Genomic DNA, 17,626 nt, shown 5'->3' with positions numbered 1-17,626 from the left:
GCACTCATGGCCCGCCGCCACGACCCCCGCAAGCCCCCCAAGTCCCGCCCCAACCCCCTCGACGCAGCCGGGATCACGTACATCGACTACAAGGACACCAACCTGCTGCGGAAGTTCATCTCAGACCGCGGCAAGATCCGCAGCCGACGCGTCACCCACGTCACCGCCCAGCAGCAGCGGCAGATCACCGCAGCAATCAAGAACGCCCGGGAGATGGCCCTCCTGCCATACGCTGCCCGCGTCGGCGCGCAGTAACTCGGCGATGCTGCGCACCAGGGTGGTCTCGCCACAGCCGGAGGGGCCGAGGACGACGCCCTGGAGCTGCATTCACACGCCGGATCTCGGTGTCGAACCCTGAGCTGGTGGAGATGACCGACCGTCGGCCATGCATGTAGTCGTCCTGGCGTCCGCTCTTGGTCAGCGCGAGATAGAACCGGTCCTGGTCCATCTCGGCGTCGACCTTCGCGCCCCTGGGTCAACTTCCCGTTCCAGGTGGTCGACTTCACCGCCCGCATTACGGAACGCAGCTCTTGTTCGAGGTCGTCGGCGTCGTCGTTGAACTCGCCGTCGTTCCCGATCAGTCGAACGCTTGCCATCTCGTCCGCCGAAGTGCCCTCGGGCAGCAGACAAGCTGCGTCGCCGCACAACAGGGTGCGCAGGGCAGAGAACGGCAAGGGACAGGAGGGGCCACGGGCACCAAGGGGCGGCCGTGAGCGTCAATGAGCTGCGAGAGGCGGTGTTCAGGCGGCTGCTCGGTACTGGTGAGCGCGTGGGCGGCCATCACGGCAGCCTGCAGCACCATGTAGCGGATCTGAATGCCGGAGAGGGCGCCTGGATCCGCAGTCGGAGTGTCCGTCTGCCGAACGACAGGGAAGGCCACTGGCATAAGCGGCCCGATGACCGGTTGATCAAATGCGTTCAAATTCGGTCCGCTTATTCATCCGTTGAGAAGTACCCCCTAGGCCACACGATCGACAGATCGTCAAGCGCTCCCTCGACTGGTCAAAGTGATCGACCGCCCGCCTCGATCTCGGCTGTGCCTGCCATCATCAGCCCACTCTCTGCCGACAGTTACCTCCAAGGGGGGTCTGCGTGAAGCAGCAGCTCAACCAGCGTCAATTAACTGTGCTGCAGTGGGTGGGGCAGGGATGCCCCGAGGGCACGTGGAAGGACAGCTCACACAAAATCAGCTGCCAGGCTCTCCAGAACCGGGGCCTCGTAAGGATCTCCAAACGGCGAGGGCAGTGGAACGCCACTCTGACCAACGCCGGCCAGCACTACCTGAATCACGGAAACTACCCGCCCAGCCAACCGCGGCAGACACGCGCCACATCAACGCAGAAGGCGACATCGTCGACTTCTACCGTGCCCGCTCCGCGCATTGCGGCTTCAGAGCCGGATAGGCCAGTCGCGCCTCGGAAGGCGCCCCTTGCAGGGCAGACCCGCAAGACGGTCACGGAAGAGCTATTGGAGGAGCTAGCCGCAGCAGGAGGCAGGATTGTCAAGAGCAGCGCCCGCGGCCCGCGCACCATCAATTGGCCGTCCCGGGTGAGCGCAGCGCGTAGGTCCAAGTGGATGCCCAAGACGAAGGAACTCTACGGAAACTGGTGCCGCGAGGGGTACGAGATCCGGTTGGCGGACATCCCCGCCTGGCGCTTGGCGGTGCTTGAGCCCGTCCCCGTACCTGCCAGGCTCACACAACCCCACGCACTGGTGAGAACGCTGCAGACCGAGTCCCAGCCCATGGGACTGACCAAGGCCGTGCAAGCGCGGGCCCTGCGCCTCATCCAGGCACTCATCACCGCAACCGAGAGACGGGGGCATACGAGCAAAATCGGTGCCACACGCGGCGCGCCCCGACCACACCGACGTCGGAGCGCCCCTCCCCATTTCACGGTGACCGCGCAGGGACAAGAATGTGGCTTCCTCTTGCTCCAGGAGCAGGATCGCCGCGATCACACACCTACAGAGAAGGAACTCGCGGAGGCCAAGAAGTACTCCTGGGTCAGGATCCCCCAGTTCGACTACACCTCGTCCGGCCGCCTGCGGATCATCCTGAGCGGCGGCCAGCCGCACCGGGCCAGCGAGTGGGCAGACACCGCGGACCGCACCCTTGAGGACCAGCTCGCGGAAATCGTGCAGGAGGTGGATCTTCGCGGGGAAGCCGCGGAGCGTAAACGACTGGCCGACCTGGAGGCCGCTCAGCAGAAGCGCCTGCGCTGGGAAGCCGCGATGCAGCAGGCCCGCATCGCGTACGCCGAGTCATACCGCGTGAAGCACCTGGAAGCACAAGCGGAAGCATGGCGTCACGCGACCAGCCTCAGCGAGTACCTCAGCGCCATCCGCCTCCAGACGGAGGAGCTGCCCGCCGGACAGACAAAAGACCATGCAGAGACATGGACCCGATGGGCCGATGCGCACCTCCAACGCCTCAACCCCGTGAACACCCCGCCACGCCTCCCGAAGATCCCAGAGCCGCGACCCGAGGACTTGAAACCCTTCCTGCACGGCTGGAGCCCGTACGGCCCCTCGTACTGAGCGCAGCGCCCCCAACCCGCAAGGACGAAGCCCGGGCGCACACATCGGGCTCACCGATACCACCACAACCTGGACACAAGACGAGCACTTTGCCGACCGGACAGCTGCGAAAGACCGACCCTCCAGGCCCGCCTGACCTGCACCTAATCTCACCTGACGACCCATCAGAACGAGCGTCAAATGAGCGTCAAGACGCCTCGGAGAGCGTCATTTCAGCGTCAAGATATCGCCCGTAACGCCCACAGCGCGCATAACGCACACTTGGCGAAACCGCAGGTCAGCGTGCCTTCTCGGCAGGCTCAAGGATCGCGACGCATTCAACGTGGTGGGTCATCGGAATCACGTTGGAGCGGGCGTGATCTAGGAAAACAGCAGGTCAGGTGAGGTTCTCTCGACCCGTCGGGAGCGCGCTGCCAGGCGCCCGGCGCGTCAAGTGAGCGTCACGGCCGATACACCGTGACCACTCGTCGCAGGTGTGCCACCTACGCCAACAGCCGACCTCGGTGAGCCCAGGACCGGGTAGAGGAACCCGCACGTGGGCGAGACCGGACCCGCCTCTATCTTGGCCATCCACCTGCGGCAAGTCGAGTGGAGTGCGGGGGCGCGAAGTACGCGTTGTCGGAGAAGCAGGCCGCCATGCTCCGGGAGATCGCGGCGGCGTCCGATGCCGCCCGGGGCGCGGTGGTCGCGGTCGCCTCGGTGTCGGCCCTGCGCAACGGCGTGGGCAGTGCCGCCTACGCCACCTCCAAGGCGGCGCTGGTCCAGCTCTGCCGCTCGCTCGCGGTCGACTACGGGGCCGCGGGCCTGCGCGCCAACACCGTATGCCCGAGCTGGGTGCGCACCGACATGGCGGACCGCCGGATGAGCCGGTTCGCCGACGAAGCGGGGCTGGGTGCGGGCGGTGTCGACGCGGCGTACGAGGAGGTGACCCTCGTCCTGCCCGCCGGGCGTCCCGGTGAGCCGCGCGAGGTCGCCGAGGCCGTCGCCTGGCTGCTCTCGCCCGCCTCCTCCTTCGTCAACGGAGCCGTCCTCATCTTCGACGGCGGCGTGACCGCCCTCGACCCCGGCACGCTCGCCTGCGACTTCCGGATCGAACCGCGAGCACCGCACGCCTGACGCCTGGTCAGGGGTTCCGTCGAAGCCGTGCCGAAAGGTGGTGCTGCAGGGGTTGACCAACCGCCGCGAGGTCATGGACGAAGGCGAGCGTGTCCTCGTCCGTCACGGTGTAGCGGCGGCGGGTGGCGTTCACCTCCTTGGCTGTGGGAGTGAGAGCCACCTCGTGGGTGGTGAGGTCGACCGTGCCGGCGTCGGCGCTGCCGACCAGGATCTCCGCGATGCCGGTGGGCTGGGTGATCAATGCCTCCACACATCCATCGGGTTGGAGCCGCCACCAGCCGCTCTCCCGGGCCGACGGCCGCAGCGGGGTACCGTCCGCGCCGAGCAGCCAGGCGCGCGCCTCGTAGTGGAGAAAGGGCCGCCCGTCGTGACTGAAGGTGACCTCCTGCGCGTACGTGAACTCCTCGTCGAGCGTCGGATATCCGCCCCGGCCCCGGCCGGCCCAGGTACCCAGCAGCCCGATCACCGGCGCGAGCAGTGCGTGCGGTGCGGGTGCCTCGTCCGATCGCAGGGCGTCGGGATACGGGGGCTTCTGGGCGGGGTCGTACATGATGCGCGCTCCTGGGTCGAGGCCGGTGCCGGACGGCAGCTTAGGCGCCCGGGCGGACCGCCCGGGCGTAGGCTTCGCTCAGCATGAACACGGCACGGGGGCGGAGTCATGACGGCTGAGCCGGCACGGAGATGGGGGTCGGCCCTCCAAAGCCGTCTCGGAACGGCAACCGGGACTCTTCGCCCAGCCGTACCGGCTACGGGTCCGCGCGACTACGTGTGCGAGTACGCAGTTTCCCGGATGCCGGGGAGGCTCGCCGCTGTGAAGATCGCTCCACGAGCCGTGCGTCGGGGCAGGCTGGATGCTCTCTGGCGTTCGTCTCCCTTGGGTCGGAGCTGTTTCGGTCGACCGACGCGTCACCGGCGTCGAGCAATATGGGAGCGGTACAGGGAAGGCAACGCATGAACCAGCGTCAGCAAGTGGAATTCCACGCCTCGTGCGGGCACCTGATCTCGGCTCCGGCCGACCGTGCCGAGCAGGAGGTCCGTTGCCCCCACTGCCACCAGGTGGTCCGGGCCCCGTCGGCCGATGTTCCATACGCCTCGCCCGTGCTCGCGCCGGCCGGTGCGGCGGAGCCGACCGCCCTGACCGCCCTCTACGTGACCGCGCTGATGGCCGGTGTGCTGGGCGCCGCCCTCGTCTACCTGGTCATGTTCAACGAGCTCTCCGAGTCCGAACTGGTCACGATCACCCCGCTGTGGCTCTTCCCGATCGTCTTCGGCCTGTACGGTTTCGTCTCCCAGCGGCTGCTGCGCCGTATCGCCGCGGGGCGCGCGGGAACCCTTGGCCAGGCCGCCCGCATGTCGATCGACGTGGCCGGTCTTTGGGCGGCCCTGGTGCTCTTCCCGTTCCTGGTGCTGAGGTGGCGCAGCTCCCTGCTCGTGTCGCTGGCTGCGGCGGTCTTCTGGGCCGTGCTGCTGTGGCTCTTCTTCGCAGTGCTCTTCCCGACCCTCTGAGCGCCGCCACGGCATCACGCGACGCGACGAAGGGAAACAGCGATGTCGCCATCGGTCAGCTTGATGTTTGAGGCAGCTCGCACTGGCCTCTGAAAACGGTGAGAAGCAGGTAACGAACCCCGTGCCGCTGACCTTTCCGTCTCATGCCGCCGCCGTGACGCCGTTGAAGATACGGCGGCCTGACTGGTTCGACGGCGTCGCGCCAGTGGTCGAGTCCACCGCGCCGGATCTTCCCTACGCGGTGGGCGCGCCCTTGTTTACGTACGGACACACCTGGGCCGGACTCGCCCTGTGGGGAGTCCCCTTGAGCGTTGTCGCCACCCTGCTCATCTGGCAGTCGGCACCTACCGTCGCCGCGCTCCTGCCGGGATGGTGGCGTGAGTACGGCAGGTGCGCCATCGCTGGTACGTCACGGTGATCTCGGCGTGGGCCGGAGCGGTCACACACCGGCTCTGGGACGACGTCACCCACGACGGGCCGGCCGGGACGTCACTGGGCTTCGCGATGCTCGGCAGACCCGTGGTGCCCGTCATATCGTGGTGGGTCGCACTGCACACGGCCTCCATGCTGATCGGATTCCAGCCTGAACAGCCGAAACGGCCCGCCGAACACCCGACGGACCGTCATGAAATGCCGAGGTCAACGCGCGCTTACGTAGTCGAACTAAGTGGTTTCACCGATGCGCTCGGCCGTTACTCTGCGAGAGGGTGAGGGCGTTCTGGGAGGCGGGACAATTCCGAGGCTCTCGTCGTGTGACGGCGGAGCCGGAGGCTTCGCGTTTCCCACGGAAGTCAATCTCACAAGGTGAGTCTTCCTCAACTAGCTTCGTGGAGACGGATCATGCGCTTACCTGCCCTGGCTGTCACCGTCGCGGTCGTGGCCGCGACGGTAGCGGGAGGAGCGGCTCCAGCCGCTGCCGACACCGCGGCCAGCACGGTCAACCTGGAGGCCGGTGCCGGCCTCCACCACAATTCCGCGACTGTGACCTATGAGCGCGTCGACGGCGCGGTGAACTCGGTCAAGATCATCTCGCTGCAGGCCTTCTCCGGCGAGCCCGACTGCGTCTGGGTGGAGTGGAACGACCCGAAGGACGTGGGGGACGGTTGGACCGCCCTCAACTCCGAGCCTCCGTGTTACGGCGGCAGCATGGCGGAGACGCTCAACCGGATCATCAAGGCGCCCAAGGGCCATCAGCTCAAGGTGCGGCTGGCCGCTTACCACGACGGCGGAATGGAAGTGATCCACAAGGACATCGCAAAGCTCTAGGCCGTTTTTTCGGATCACCTCGCCGGCCGGATGAAGATGGCTGCGATGTGGAGTCCAGCGAGGTGGATGGTGGCGGTCTTGTCGTAGCGGGTGGCCAGGCCGCGCCACTGTTTGAGCTTGTTGATGCAGCGTTCGACCGTGTTGCGTCGCTTGTATGCCTCGCGGTCGAAGGCTGGCGGACGGCCGTCGTGGCTGCCCAGACGTTTGCGGTTCGCAGCTTGGTCGGCGGGCTGCGGGATCACGTGCGGATCCAGCGCCGTCGTAGATGTGTACGGATCGCGCGGGACGAGTACGCCTTGTCCGCGAGGGCCATGTCCGGTGTGATTCTGGGGCGTCCGGTGCGTCACCGGCCTGGCCGGGTGTGATGACGAAGGCGAGCGGGCGGCAGCGGCCGTCTGTTGCGAGGCGGATCTTCGTGGTCAACCCTCCTCGGGACGTCCGATCGCGTGGTGCGCGGGCTCGCCGGCCGGAGCCCCTCTTTGAGCAGCCCACAGACCGGCGAGCAGTAACAGGCGCTGCACCTTGCAGCAGCCCAGGAGTAGCCGCTTGCCACATGCGTTCGCGAGGCGTCGTCCTTCGCGCCTCTCGGCAGGAGGACGCTGTCCCGTTCCTGGACCAACGGCCCCTGGCCGCACATGGCCCACATTGCCTGGTGACAGGCCCCTGAGCGGGCGGCAATCCGGTCCACGCCTGGTCCACACACGGTGATCCAAGGCGGCACAGATCGGCTCAGAGTGAGACAGGACCCATGACGAAGGGGCGCCCCTGGCACGGGACACCCCTTCTGATCAATACGTTTGCTGACCGGGCGGTGGGTGTGGGATTTGAACCCACGGTGACATCGCTGCCACGACGGTTTTCAAGACCGGTCCTACGCAACGTGGCACGGTGCCACGACCTCGGAGAACGGAGCCGCTCCGCCCCTCGGATGGCCTTCCTGGCCGGAGGTTGGCCGTCCCGCGTGGGCTGATGAGGTCCTTCAGGGACGTGCACGGACGAGTTCGGGGACGTCCCTCCACACGTGACCACCGCGTACAGTAGGCCGTCGTCGTATGGGGGCTTGGGCACGGCTGGGCGCGGACCCGTTGTCAGCCGTTGACGTCGAACGCCAGCGCGGCCAGTAGTACCACCCAACTGAGCGTTCCGACCACGCAGATGTCGTAGATGCGGCGCCGCAGCCACCGCGGGCGCCGTTCGGGGTCCGGCCACACCATCTGCTGGAGGGTCAGCAGCAGCCCCAGCCCGAAGCCGCACAGGCCGAGGAGCGACACGGGACCCGGCACGAGCAGGCCGTTGCCGAACATCCACGCCTCGCCGCCGAGATAGCGCACCGCAACCGAGGTCGGCTGGTCACCCTTGCACCACCATGGACGGTCCGGCGAGTTGCCGTAGCACCAGCTTCCCGGCCGCGGCGGCACGTACGCGTCGCCGCGGCCGCCCTTGAGCGTGACGTGCTCGATCTCCGGTCCGCCGTCGTCCGGGCGGAAGGTGCCGGAGCACCAGTACGTCCGGACGACGTCACCGTCGGACGAGGTCGACTCGTGGTCCACGCACCGCTCGACCGCGAGCCGGCCCGGGGTGCCGACCCACCCGGCACCGGCGAGGAGCGTCGCGCCGAACATCCACGCCACGTACAGCCCAGCGATGGCCAGCGACAGGGCGAAATAGGCGGAGATGCCGCGAAACGCCAGAGAGGTTCGGTCGGTCGTGGTGGCCGACTCCCCGTCCTGCGTCGCCATCAGACCCGGCCCGGGCGGGCGCGCAGGGTACGCGTCACGCGCGTGATGCCGTAGCCGAGCAGCCAGGGCAGCGCCGTTGTGCCCAGGACCAAAACGTAGAGGACGCCCAGAAAGTCGTCCCTCTGGATCGGATCGTCCAAGGCGTCCAGGGGCAGCATCGTGTGGGTGACCGGAAACCCCACCGGCTCCAGCGGCACCAGCACCGACCACAACCGTGGCCGCCAGCCGGGTCTACGGGCGCACCACACCCCCAGGGTGCCCATGATGAAGGGCCCGAACGGCACCCACAGCACCACCGGGAAGAGCAACAGCACCCACCAGTCGTCCGAAAACCCGCCCGTCATCGAAGCCCCCGTCGTCGTCCGTCGCGTGAGTCTCCTCCGCGGCATCTCCTGGAGACCTCAGGGGAACTACGTAATCGAGTACGTAGGTTCAGCGCCCGGACCGGGTCGTCCAAGCCGCCGGAGCCTCACGGCAGCGCGTGTACGTGCGGCCCCACCGCGCCCCGACCACGCGTTGCCCGCCGCCGCGTCCCAGTTCATCGACCAGGTCGTCGCGCCCGCAGGCTGGGATACGTCTTCAACGGCTTGAACGAGCCGCAGCCCATGCCCTTGGTCAGACAGTCCAGGGCGTTGTTGACCACCGTCGGGGACACGTACCCGCTGCCCGCGCCACTGGGGCGAGGCAGACAGGCCCATGGCCCACCCGGGACGGGAACAGGCCGCCTCCAGCTGGATGCAGGCCAGCGCCGTCAGGAAGTCCACCGAGCCCTGTGAGTACACCTTGCCGTCGCAGCCCAGCACCGAACCGCTGTTGTAGTACCTGAACAGCAGGAATAGCGAAACGCTGCTGGAGTACTGGCTGCGTGACCACGTCTGCGGGCTGCTGGGCCCGGTCGGCCGTAAGAAGACCAGCGGCTGGTCATATACACCGGACACCAACCCCGGCCACCTCCACCCGGCCTGGTGACCCGCGTTGGGCTGGGCGTCGCCCGGGCCTGCCCCGGGCGGCACACCTGCGGAATACGTAGCCGGATACGTGGTTCTACTGAGGTCCCTTCCCTTTCAGCCGTCTACGTTCGACGAGTCGGATGGCGCGAACGGTGTTGAGGGGACTGAGTGACAGACAACGCCCATGGAATGCGGGGAAGTTGGGTGACCTTGCTGGTGGCGGGGAGTCTGCTGGCCGGGTGTTCGGCGGACGACGCGGCTTCCCGGCAGAGCGGTTCGCCCTCGGCCAGGACGTCGCCGAGCACCGGGGCAACCCCGTCGGGCGGCTCGTCCGCCGCCACTTCCGTCTTCACGCCCGATGCCTCCCTCGTCCCCCTGACCTCGAAGGACGGGCGCCGCCTGGCCGAGTCCGTCGTGCTCGCCCCGCGCGGCTGGGGCCGGGGTTTCGTCGCCCAGGATCCGGGCGAGAGCGCCCCGGGCACCTGGGCCGTGCTCAACGAGAGCTGTCGCTGGCAGCGTGAGAAGCTCCCGCACGGGGTGCTGGCGAGCGCCTCCCGCTACAGCAGGCTGCCTGCCGGCGGCGGCAAGGGTGCGGTCAAGGTGACGGCCGTGGCCACCGTGCACGCCTCCGTCCTCGGCGCCGACGAACAGCTGAGCACCACCCTCGAAGAGGTGCTGCGCTGCCCGGAACAGCGACCCCGGTCCGACGAGCGGATCACCGGTCTGATGTCGCTCGGCACCCCCTTCGGCGCCCGCGAGCAGGAGTACGCCGACGACTCCGTCCTCGAGGCCGGTGAGTACGTCGGGAACGGCGGTGCCGCACAGCCGTACCGGTGGATGGTCGCCCGGCTGGGCACGGTCGTCCTGGCCGTCTCCGTGACGGGCGCGAAGGGGAACACCGCGCAGGAACTCGAACAACTGGGCAGCAAGGCCCTGGCTCAGATGCTGACGCGCACAGAACTGCGGCTGAAGGGGAAGTGATGGAGCCTCTGCGTACCTCCGACCCCGCCAGGCTGGCGGGCCACCGGCTGCTCGGACGGCTCGGCGCGGGTGGCATGGGTGTGGTGTACCTGGCCCGCTCGGCCGGCGGAACCCTGGTCGCCCTGAAGGTGATCCAGGCCGAGTACGCCGAGGACACCGATTTCCGGGAGCGGTTCCGGCGCGAGGCGGACACGGCCCGCCGGATGACCAGCCCGTGGGTGGCGTCCCTCGTGGACGCGGACCCCGAGGCGGCGCAGCCCTGGCTGGCGACCGCGTTCATCCCCGGCCCCTCGCTCGGCGAGGCCGTCGCCGCACACGGGCCGATGCCGGTGCGGAGCCTGCGGGTGCTGGGGGCGCGGCTCGCCGAGGCGCTGCGGGAGCTCCACGCGGCAGGTCTCGTGCATCGGGACGTCAAGCCCGGCAATGTGCTCCTGGCACTCGACGGACCACGGCTGATCGACTTCGGTGTGGCCCGTGATCCCGAGGACACCGCGCTCACCTCGACCGGTGTCGTAGTCGGCACGCCGGGGTTCCTGCCACCGGAACAGGCGCGGGGCGAGCGGGATCCGGGACCGGCCGGAGACATCTTCTCGTTGGGCTGCGTGCTGGCCTTCGCCGCGACCGGCCGCCCTCCGTTCGGTACCGGCTCGCTCGACGCGCTGCTGTACCGCACCGTGCACGACGCGCCGGATGTGGAGGGTGTTCCGGCACAGCTCGCCGAGGTGGTGGACGGCTGTCTGGACAAGGACCCGGAGCTGCGGCCCACGGCCGAGGCGCTGTCCGAGGCCCTCACGAACGCCACGCCCTCATCGCCCGCCTCGCTCCCCGACCCACGGGAGGCCCTGCGGGCGGTACGTCCTCAAACGCCCGAGGATGAAATTCCCGGCGAAGAGGACCGGGCCCCCGGCGACGAGGCATGGCTCCCCGAGCCGTTGGTCCGGCTGATCGCGGAACGGTCGGCCGCCGGACTCGCGCTGCCCGCCGTCGACGACACCGAGGTCGACCCCGCGTCCGCCGGCGCCGCGCCGACGGACACCACAGCCACTCAGCCTCCGGCCCGTGCCGTCGGCAGGCGCCGTTTCCTACTCCTGACCGGGGGCGCGGCGGCTGTCACGGCCGGGGGCGGACTGGCCGCGTGGTGGGCGCTCTCCCGTGACGGCAACAACGACGGCCCCGCCCCGACGGCCACCGGTTCCGTGCACACCCTCGGTCTGCACGCTGACCTGACCGGCGATCAGAAAGCGGTCGGCCGGGCACAGGAGCGGGGGCTGCGGCTCGCGGTCGACGCGTTCAACTCCCGTGCGAACAGGCCCTTCACACTCGCCGTGAAGACGGTGGACGACGGCGGCGATCCGGCCCGGGCACCCGAAGCGGCCAAGAAGCTCGTCGCCGACCGTTCCGTGCTGGCCGTGATCGGTACCACAACGGACGCCACCGCCCTGACCTCGCTGGCGACGTACGACGCCGCCTCGCTGCCCCTGATCGCGGTGTCGCCCGGCGCCACCGTGCTGGGGGCGATGGGCAGCCGGTCCTTCCTGCACGCCCGGGTGACGGACACGATCCTGCCGTTCTACCTCAACGCGTATCTGCGCGGCACCGCGAAGTCGCGCACGGTCGGGATCGTCGACGACCGGGCGGCGGACGCCTACGCCTGGGAGATCAGCAGCACCCTCGCCAAGATCCGTCGGGACGAACGGCAGCCGGCCGTGCCGAAGGTGGTCAGCGCGTTGCGCACCGATTTCGGGCCGACCCTGGACGCCCTGCTGGACGGGGGCGCCGACTCGGTGGTCTTCGCCGGCCATCACGACCGCGCCGCGCTGCTGGCCCGGGAACTGAGCAGCCGTGACTTTCCGGGGGCCAGGGCCGCCGCGCAGGAGGTGCTTGACACCCGGTTCCTGTCCGCCGCGGGGGACGCGGCCGACGGCTGGGTGATCGTCGCCCCGGTCATGGACGCCACCGTGGCGCCCGGGGCGAAGGCGTTCACGGCCGCTTACCGCAAGCGTTTCGACGCGGAGCCGGAGCGGTACGCCGTCGAGACGTACGACGTGGCGCAGCTCGCCGTGAAGAGTCTGGGCTCACTGACCGCCGGGCGCCGCACCCGGCAGAACCTGACGACCGCCCTGCGCTCCGCCACGTACAAGGGGATCTCCAGGAACCTCGCGTTCAACAAGGCGACCGGGGCCCTGGTCGTCGACGGCAGCGGGGTCTACCTGTGGAAGGTCGACGGCGGCCGGTTCGCCTACCAGGGCGCGGCGTCCTTCCAGGTGTCCAGCTGATGGGACGCTGATGGAGTCGTTGCGCGGCGCCGACCCGGCCAGGATCGCGGGATACCGGTTGCTGCGTCGGCTGGGCGCGGGCGGCATGGGCGTGGTGTACCTGGCCCGCTCCCCCGGAGGTGCGCTCGCCGCGGTGAAGGTGATCCGCGCGGCGCACGCGGACGACGCGGGATTCCGGGCGCGTTTCCGCCGGGAGGTGGAGACGGCGGGCAGGGTCATCAACCCCTGGGTGGTGCCGCTGCTCGACGCGGACCCGGACGCCGAGTCTCCGTGGCTCGCCACGGCGTTCGTGCCAGGGCCCTCACTGGCGGAGGCGGTGGAGGAGTACGGCCCGTTGCCGTGCGGGACCGTCCGCGTCCTGGGGGCGCGGCTGGCCGAGGCGCTGGACGCGGTGCACGGGGCGGGTCTTGTGCACCGGGACGTCAAGCCCGGCAATGTGCTGCTCGCGGTCGACGGACCACGGCTGATCGACTTCGGTATCGCCCGGATGCCGGAGGACACCGCGCTCACCGCCAGCGGGATGGTGGTCGGCTCCCCCGGATTCCTCTCCCCCGAACAGGCCCAGGGCAGGGGCCGGGAGATCGGGCCGGCCAGTGACGTCTTCTCACTCGGCTGTCTGCTGGCGTACGTCGTGACGGGCGAGCGCCCCTTCGGGCGGAGCTCCGCGGCCGAGATGTTGGTGCGCACGGTCCACGACGAGCCGGACCTGGACGGCGTACCGGAGCCGTTACTGCCGCTGCTGCGGGCGTGCCTGCTGAAGGAGCCCGGCTCCCGGCCGGCCGTGGCCGAGGTACGGCGGGCACTGGACGGTGCGGGCGAGGGCGGGGGCTGGTTGCCGGAGTCCCTGATCCAGCTGATCGCGCGCCGTTCGACCGCCGTGCTCACCCTGCCCGCCGTCGAGGCGACCGAGGTGTCAGGGGCGACGGCGGCCGACGCACCGCCCGGCGACGAGACCGCCGTCGGCCCGGGAGGCGCCACGCGCCGCCGCTTCCTGGTACTGGGCTCGGCCGCCGGGGTCCTGGCGGCCGGCGGAACGGTGGCCTGGTGGACGGCGAACCGCCCCGACCGCACCTCGGCAACGGGCGGCGCCGAGGCGCGGCTGCCGCGTCTGGTGGTTGCCCTGCACGCCGACCTGAGCGGCAGCGGCCGTACGACGGGCCGCGCCCAGGAGAACGGCGTCCGGCTCGCCGTCGACCGCCTCAACTCCCGCGCCGGCCGCGGCTTCGACCTGGCGCTCCAGGTGCACGACGACGAAGGCAGCACGGCCCGGGCACGGCAGGTCGCCCGGCGACTGGCGGCCGACGAGCGGGTCCGCGCGGTGCTCGGGCCGACCACCGATGCCTGTGCGAAGGCCACTCTCGGCCTCTACCAGCAGGCACTGCTCCCGATGGTCTCCGTGTCGGTCGGACTCGACGATGTGTCCCCCACCACCTACCGGGTGTACACGGCCACCCGCCCCAACGACGCGACCCTGGCGGCGCCGGTCGTCGCGTACCTCGTCCGCACCGCCGGGGCCCACAACACGGTGCTGATCGACGACGCCGCTGAGGGCGACTTCAGCTGGCGTCTGTGCGCGGGCGTCGACGAGGCCGTGCGATCCGGGCACCGCTCCACGGTTCGGCGCACCCTCGCCGCCGAGGACGACTCGGCCGAACGCTTCCGTATCCTCGCGGAGTCGGTGACGGTTGCCGGAGCGGACGCGGTGGTGTTCGCCGGCGGGTACGCGCGGGCCGCGCGGCTGGCCCGCGCGCTGCGCTCCGCCGGCTACTCCGGTGCGCGGCTGGCCACCCAGCGCGCCCTCGACTCCCGCTTCCTCGCCTCGGCGGGCGACGCCGCCGAGGGCTGGGTGTTCGCCACCGCCTTCCTCGATCCGACCACGGTGACGGCCGCGAAGTCGTTCGTCACCGCCTACCGCGCACGCTTCGGCACCGCCCCGCCCTGGTACTCCGCCGAGGCCTACGACGCGACGCTCTTCTTGGCCGGCGCCATGACGGCGCTGGGCGCGTCGCGCGCGGAGCGGGGCGCGATCGTGGGCCGGTTGCGCGAGACCGACTACCGGGGGAACACCAAACGTCTGCGCTACGACTCGTCCACCTACCGCTTCACGGACGCGATGTACCTGTTCCGGGCGTCCGGGGGCGCCTTCCGCTGCCTCGGCGACTACCGGGACGCCACGGCCTGAGCCATGCGTCGTTCCTCAACTGTCGTGCGTTGTTCACGCGCGACGGTCGAGGGCCGCACGCGTCACGAGGCCTGCCAGTGCCGAGCGGGACGGCACGGAGGTCTTCCGGTAGATGGCCGACAGGTGCGTCTCGACCGTGCGGCGGCTGAGGTACAGCTTCGTCGCGATGGCTTGGTTGCTCAGCCCTTCGGCAACGAGTTCGGCGATCTCCCGTTCACGTGTGGTCAGTTGGTCGAGCTCCGTGGGTGCGCGCAAGGATTCCTCGGCCTGGGGGCGCACCATCGAGGCCAGGTCGGACAGCAGGCGCGCGCCGCCGTCGTCGGCGAGACGGCGGGCCCGCTCCCACATCGCCACGGCGCGCGAACCGTCGCCGACGGCCTGCGCCTGGACGGTCGCCAGCAGCAGGGAGTACGCCTCCCAGAGCGTCGCACCGGACGGCGCGTACGCCTGCGCGGCGCGCTCGAAGAGCTGTGCGGCCGCGCGGCTGTCTCCGTGGTGCTGGGCGAGTGCCGCCTCGGCGCGCAGTGCCGCCCCGCGCTGACCGTGAAGACCCATCCGGTCCGCTTCCTCGACGGCTCGTGCGGCCCAGCGCGCGGCCTGCTCGGCGTCGCCGATGGCGATGGCGGTGCTGACGAGGGTGTCCAGTTGGCCGGGGCGTATGGAGGGCTGCAGCCCCAGCAGTTCGGGACCGCCGGCGTTCAGGATGGCGTCCTGCGCACGGTGCGGGTCGCCGCTCACGAGCGCCGTGTGACCGAGCATGCACTTGGCCAACGACGCCCACCAGTGTCTGCTGCCACCGGCCGCGGCCACGGCCTCCTCGGCGGTCGTCAAGGCCCTGGTGTCACCCAGGGGGCACCGCACGAGAAGGATCAGCGCCTTGAAGCACAGGGTGAAGGCCAGGAGATCACTGCTGCCAATGGCTCGTGCGACGGCTTCCGCCTCCTCGGCCGACTCCAGGGCGGACGGCAGCCGACAGGTGTTGAGGTGCACGAAGGCCTTGCTGCTCAGCAGGTGTGGCAGGACGTGGACCTGACCGCTGCGGCGGGCGATGTCCAGACCCCGGTCGGCGTGGCGTTCCGCGTCGGCGTAGCGCTCGAGCAGGGCTTCCGCCCAGGCCAGCCACACCAGCGACTCGCACAGTTCCGTGAGGTTGGGGTCGGTGAGACCGTCTGCGAGCGCGGCGGCGACATCGGCGAACCGGCGGGCGGCCGCCGTCTCCCCTTCGTATGCCTCTCCCAACGCCCCCAGCGCCAAGGCCCCCAGCTCTCCCATGAGGTCGCCGTGGGAGCGGGCCACCGCGAGCGTCCGCTCGATCTCGTCACGTACGTCGGGGTAGGAAACGGTGTTCAGGGCGGCCATGCCCAGCGCGAGTCCCATGGAGACCGCCTGGCGGGGCTCGGGGCCGGGGCTGCGGGCCAGTTCCCGCTGCAGCAGGGCTGCCGCTTCCGGGGAGTGTCCGAGATGCCGTTCCATCATGGCGCACAGCGCTATCGCATCCCTGCGCAGTGATGCGTCGTCCTGGCCGGACCTACTGATCAGCGTGTGGAGCAGGTCACGGCTTTCGCGCAGGCTGCCGCTCACACCGAGTGCTCTGGCGCGCGCCAGCGTCAACTCTCCACGCTGCTGTGCGCAGGCGGGCGTGTCCGGCATGAGCCGGAGGACGACGTCCAGCAGATGAGCGGCCGTCGCGGGCGCCGTGTGGGCGCACTGGGCGGCCGCCTCAGTCAACACGGCCGCCGACGCGGGATCCCAGCCGACCAGCGACCGCTCGACGTGATGAGCACGCTCGGCGGCGGAGGCACCTGCCCGGGCCAGTTCGTCCGCCGCGCCGCGGTGGATCTCGGCACGGCGTGGTGCGGCGGTGTTCTCGTAGACCAGTGCCCGCAGCAGCGGGTGGCGCAGCGTCCAGCGGCCGTCGGACCCCATGCGCAGCAGATCGCGCCGCGCCAGTGCACCGATGCAGTCGTCGAGTACCTCCGGCGTGGTGTGTCCGGTCGTCAGGCTCAGCATTGTGGGCGTGGCATGGTCGCCGAGGACCGCCACTGCTTCGGCGGTACGGCGCTGCGTCGCGGTCAGCGCAGTCAGTTCGTCCAGGAGCAGGGATCCCAGTCCGCTCGGCACTGCGGACGCGGTGTCGTCGTGGGCCCGGACGGTCGTGCCGCACGACGACGCGCCATGCCGGTAGGCGTGCAGAAGGCAGTGGAGGTAGAGCGGGTTGCCCTCGCTGGATTCATAGATCTGCTTCGCGTCGCCCGGTGGCAGGTCGGAGGCGAGCGCCTCGATCGACGCCTGCTCGGGCAGCGGTCGCAGCGCCATGCGCAGTACGGCCCCACTGTCGACACCGCGTGTCAGAGCAGCGGCAAGGGAGTGCGGCGTCTGCCGTTCTCGTCGGGCCACGACCAGAAGCACCCGGCCGCCCACCGGGTGCCGGATCACATGGTCCAACAACTCCAAAGACGCGGGATCCGCCCAGTGCAGGTCGTCCAGGGCCATCACCAACCCGCTGCGCTCCCCGAGCCTGGTCAGCACTTCCGCGACGGCGCGATAGAGGCCGAACCGGTCACGGTTGCCCGAACCCGAATCCGAGCCCTGCACAGCGTCGGCTCCGCGCAGCACCGTTGCCGCCACCTCGGGCACGGCATCCGAGTCGAGAAAGGCACGATCGACGTCGGCGAACGCGTCCGTGAACGTCTGGAACGGAGTGTGCTGCTCGTACTCCGTGGCCCTGCCGCGCAGCACGGTCAGCCCATCCTGCCGCGCCCGCGCACAGAGCTCGCTCAGCAGCCGGCTCTTCCCCATGCCGGCGCCTCCGGCGATGTCTACGACAGCGGGAACGCCGTCCTGCCCCAGACTGCCGATCACCGAGATGAGCCGCTGCAGTTCGTCAGCTCTGCCGACCAGCATCGTCGCCGTCTCGTCCCACGCCGGTTCCACCGCGTCTCCATTCCCCACCACGTCCGCGTGTTCATTCCCGAGCGGTCGCTCCTCCGCAACCCTGCCTGCACAACCAGCCGATACCTTCATAGAAACGTCATCATCCCGGCGGGAGCCGACTGCCCAGTCCCTGGGGGC

General features: G+C 69.8%; 14 protein-coding genes and 2 pseudogenes. 10 read left to right on the top strand and 6 right to left on the bottom strand.

What is annotated here, in order from left to right:
* The first annotated feature begins 6 nt into the window (after positions 1 to 6).
* From rpsR to OG966_RS35605, 3 genes are all read left to right on the top strand, one after another.
* A complete protein-coding gene (gene rpsR, locus OG966_RS35620; protein ID WP_326654197.1) occupies positions 7 to 255 on the top strand; it encodes a 30S ribosomal protein S18 in 249 nt (82 codons plus the stop codon).
* A 1,674-nt stretch (positions 256 to 1,929) separates the two neighbouring features.
* The gene (locus tag OG966_RS35610) at positions 1,930 to 2,538 is read left to right on the top strand and encodes a hypothetical protein (RefSeq protein ID WP_326654196.1); all 609 of its coding nucleotides are present in this window, start codon (positions 1,930 to 1,932) and stop codon (positions 2,536 to 2,538) included.
* Between the two features lie 636 nt (positions 2,539 to 3,174).
* Positions 3,175 to 3,654 (top strand): SDR family oxidoreductase, encoded by a 480-nt coding sequence (locus OG966_RS35605; RefSeq protein ID WP_326655506.1) that lies wholly within the window; start codon positions 3,175 to 3,177, stop codon positions 3,652 to 3,654.
* A 7-nt stretch (positions 3,655 to 3,661) separates the two neighbouring features.
* Here the strand turns inward: OG966_RS35605 and OG966_RS35600 are convergent, their stop codons facing one another.
* Entirely contained in the window at positions 3,662 to 4,204 is a 543-nt protein-coding gene (locus tag OG966_RS35600; protein ID WP_326654195.1) for an FABP family protein, read from the bottom strand.
* 401 nt (positions 4,205 to 4,605) lie between these two features.
* On the opposite strand from OG966_RS35600, the gene OG966_RS35595 reads away from it, so the two are divergent.
* From OG966_RS35595 to OG966_RS35585, 4 genes are all read left to right on the top strand, one after another.
* A complete protein-coding gene (locus tag OG966_RS35595; RefSeq protein WP_326654194.1) occupies positions 4,606 to 5,160 on the top strand; it encodes a hypothetical protein in 555 nt (184 codons plus the stop codon).
* Between the two features lie 121 nt (positions 5,161 to 5,281).
* Positions 5,282 to 5,578 carry a DUF4184 family protein gene (locus OG966_RS35590; protein ID WP_326654193.1) on the top strand — a complete coding sequence of 99 codons (297 nt, stop codon included), beginning with the start codon at positions 5,282 to 5,284 and terminating at the stop codon, positions 5,576 to 5,578.
* Positions 5,551 to 5,871, top strand: coding sequence for a DUF4184 family protein (locus OG966_RS41005; RefSeq protein ID WP_442806782.1), 321 nt, complete (start codon positions 5,551 to 5,553; stop codon positions 5,869 to 5,871). Before OG966_RS35590 ends, OG966_RS41005 begins: the two co-directional genes overlap by 28 nt.
* A gap of 129 nt (positions 5,872 to 6,000) precedes the next feature.
* Positions 6,001 to 6,426, top strand: a complete 426-nt coding sequence (locus tag OG966_RS35585) for a hypothetical protein (protein ID WP_326654192.1) — start codon at positions 6,001 to 6,003, stop codon at positions 6,424 to 6,426.
* 14 nt (positions 6,427 to 6,440) lie between these two features.
* Here the strand turns inward: OG966_RS35585 and OG966_RS35580 are convergent.
* From OG966_RS35580 to OG966_RS35565, 4 genes and pseudogenes are all read right to left on the bottom strand, one after another.
* A pseudogene (locus tag OG966_RS35580) lies at positions 6,441 to 6,861 on the bottom strand (IS5 family transposase); the annotation flags it as partial.
* Positions 6,862 to 7,514: 653 nt separating this feature from the next.
* Entirely contained in the window at positions 7,515 to 8,165 is a 651-nt protein-coding gene (locus OG966_RS35575) for a hypothetical protein (RefSeq protein ID WP_326654191.1), read from the bottom strand.
* Complete coding sequence (locus OG966_RS35570) at positions 8,165 to 8,509, bottom strand: hypothetical protein (protein ID WP_326654190.1); 345 nt, start codon at positions 8,507 to 8,509, stop codon at positions 8,165 to 8,167. Before OG966_RS35570 ends, OG966_RS35575 begins: the two co-directional genes overlap by 1 nt.
* Before the next feature lie 125 nt (positions 8,510 to 8,634).
* Positions 8,635 to 8,989, bottom strand: a pseudogene (locus tag OG966_RS35565) (chitinase); the annotation flags it as partial.
* Between the two features lie 330 nt (positions 8,990 to 9,319).
* Here OG966_RS35565 and OG966_RS35560 point away from each other — a divergent pair.
* From OG966_RS35560 to OG966_RS35550, 3 genes are read left to right on the top strand one after another with little or no spacing between them, the layout of a single operon-like run.
* The gene (locus OG966_RS35560; protein ID WP_326654189.1) at positions 9,320 to 10,096 is read left to right on the top strand and encodes a hypothetical protein; all 777 of its coding nucleotides are present in this window, start codon (positions 9,320 to 9,322) and stop codon (positions 10,094 to 10,096) included.
* On the top strand, positions 10,096 to 12,372 hold the full coding sequence (locus OG966_RS35555; RefSeq protein WP_326654188.1) for a bifunctional serine/threonine-protein kinase/ABC transporter substrate-binding protein: 2,277 nt from the start codon (positions 10,096 to 10,098) through the stop codon (positions 12,370 to 12,372). The genes OG966_RS35560 and OG966_RS35555 overlap by 1 nt, the downstream gene beginning before the upstream one ends.
* 10 nt (positions 12,373 to 12,382) lie before the next feature.
* A complete protein-coding gene (locus OG966_RS35550) occupies positions 12,383 to 14,554 on the top strand; it encodes a bifunctional serine/threonine-protein kinase/ABC transporter substrate-binding protein (protein WP_326654187.1) in 2,172 nt (723 codons plus the stop codon).
* A gap of 33 nt (positions 14,555 to 14,587) precedes the next feature.
* On the opposite strand, the gene OG966_RS35545 is transcribed toward OG966_RS35550, so the two are convergent.
* Positions 14,588 to 17,488 carry an ATP-binding protein gene (locus OG966_RS35545; protein ID WP_326654186.1) on the bottom strand — a complete coding sequence of 967 codons (2,901 nt, stop codon included), beginning with the start codon at positions 17,486 to 17,488 and terminating at the stop codon, positions 14,588 to 14,590.
* Positions 17,489 to 17,626: the final 138 nt, after the last annotated feature.

The sequence above is a fragment of the Streptomyces sp. NBC_01750 genome, from assembly GCF_035918095.1.
Taxonomy (GTDB): Bacteria; Actinomycetota; Actinomycetes; order Streptomycetales; family Streptomycetaceae; genus Streptomyces.
The sequence above is the reverse complement of the archived record's forward strand: the minus strand, read 5'-3'. Positions and strand labels throughout refer to the sequence as shown.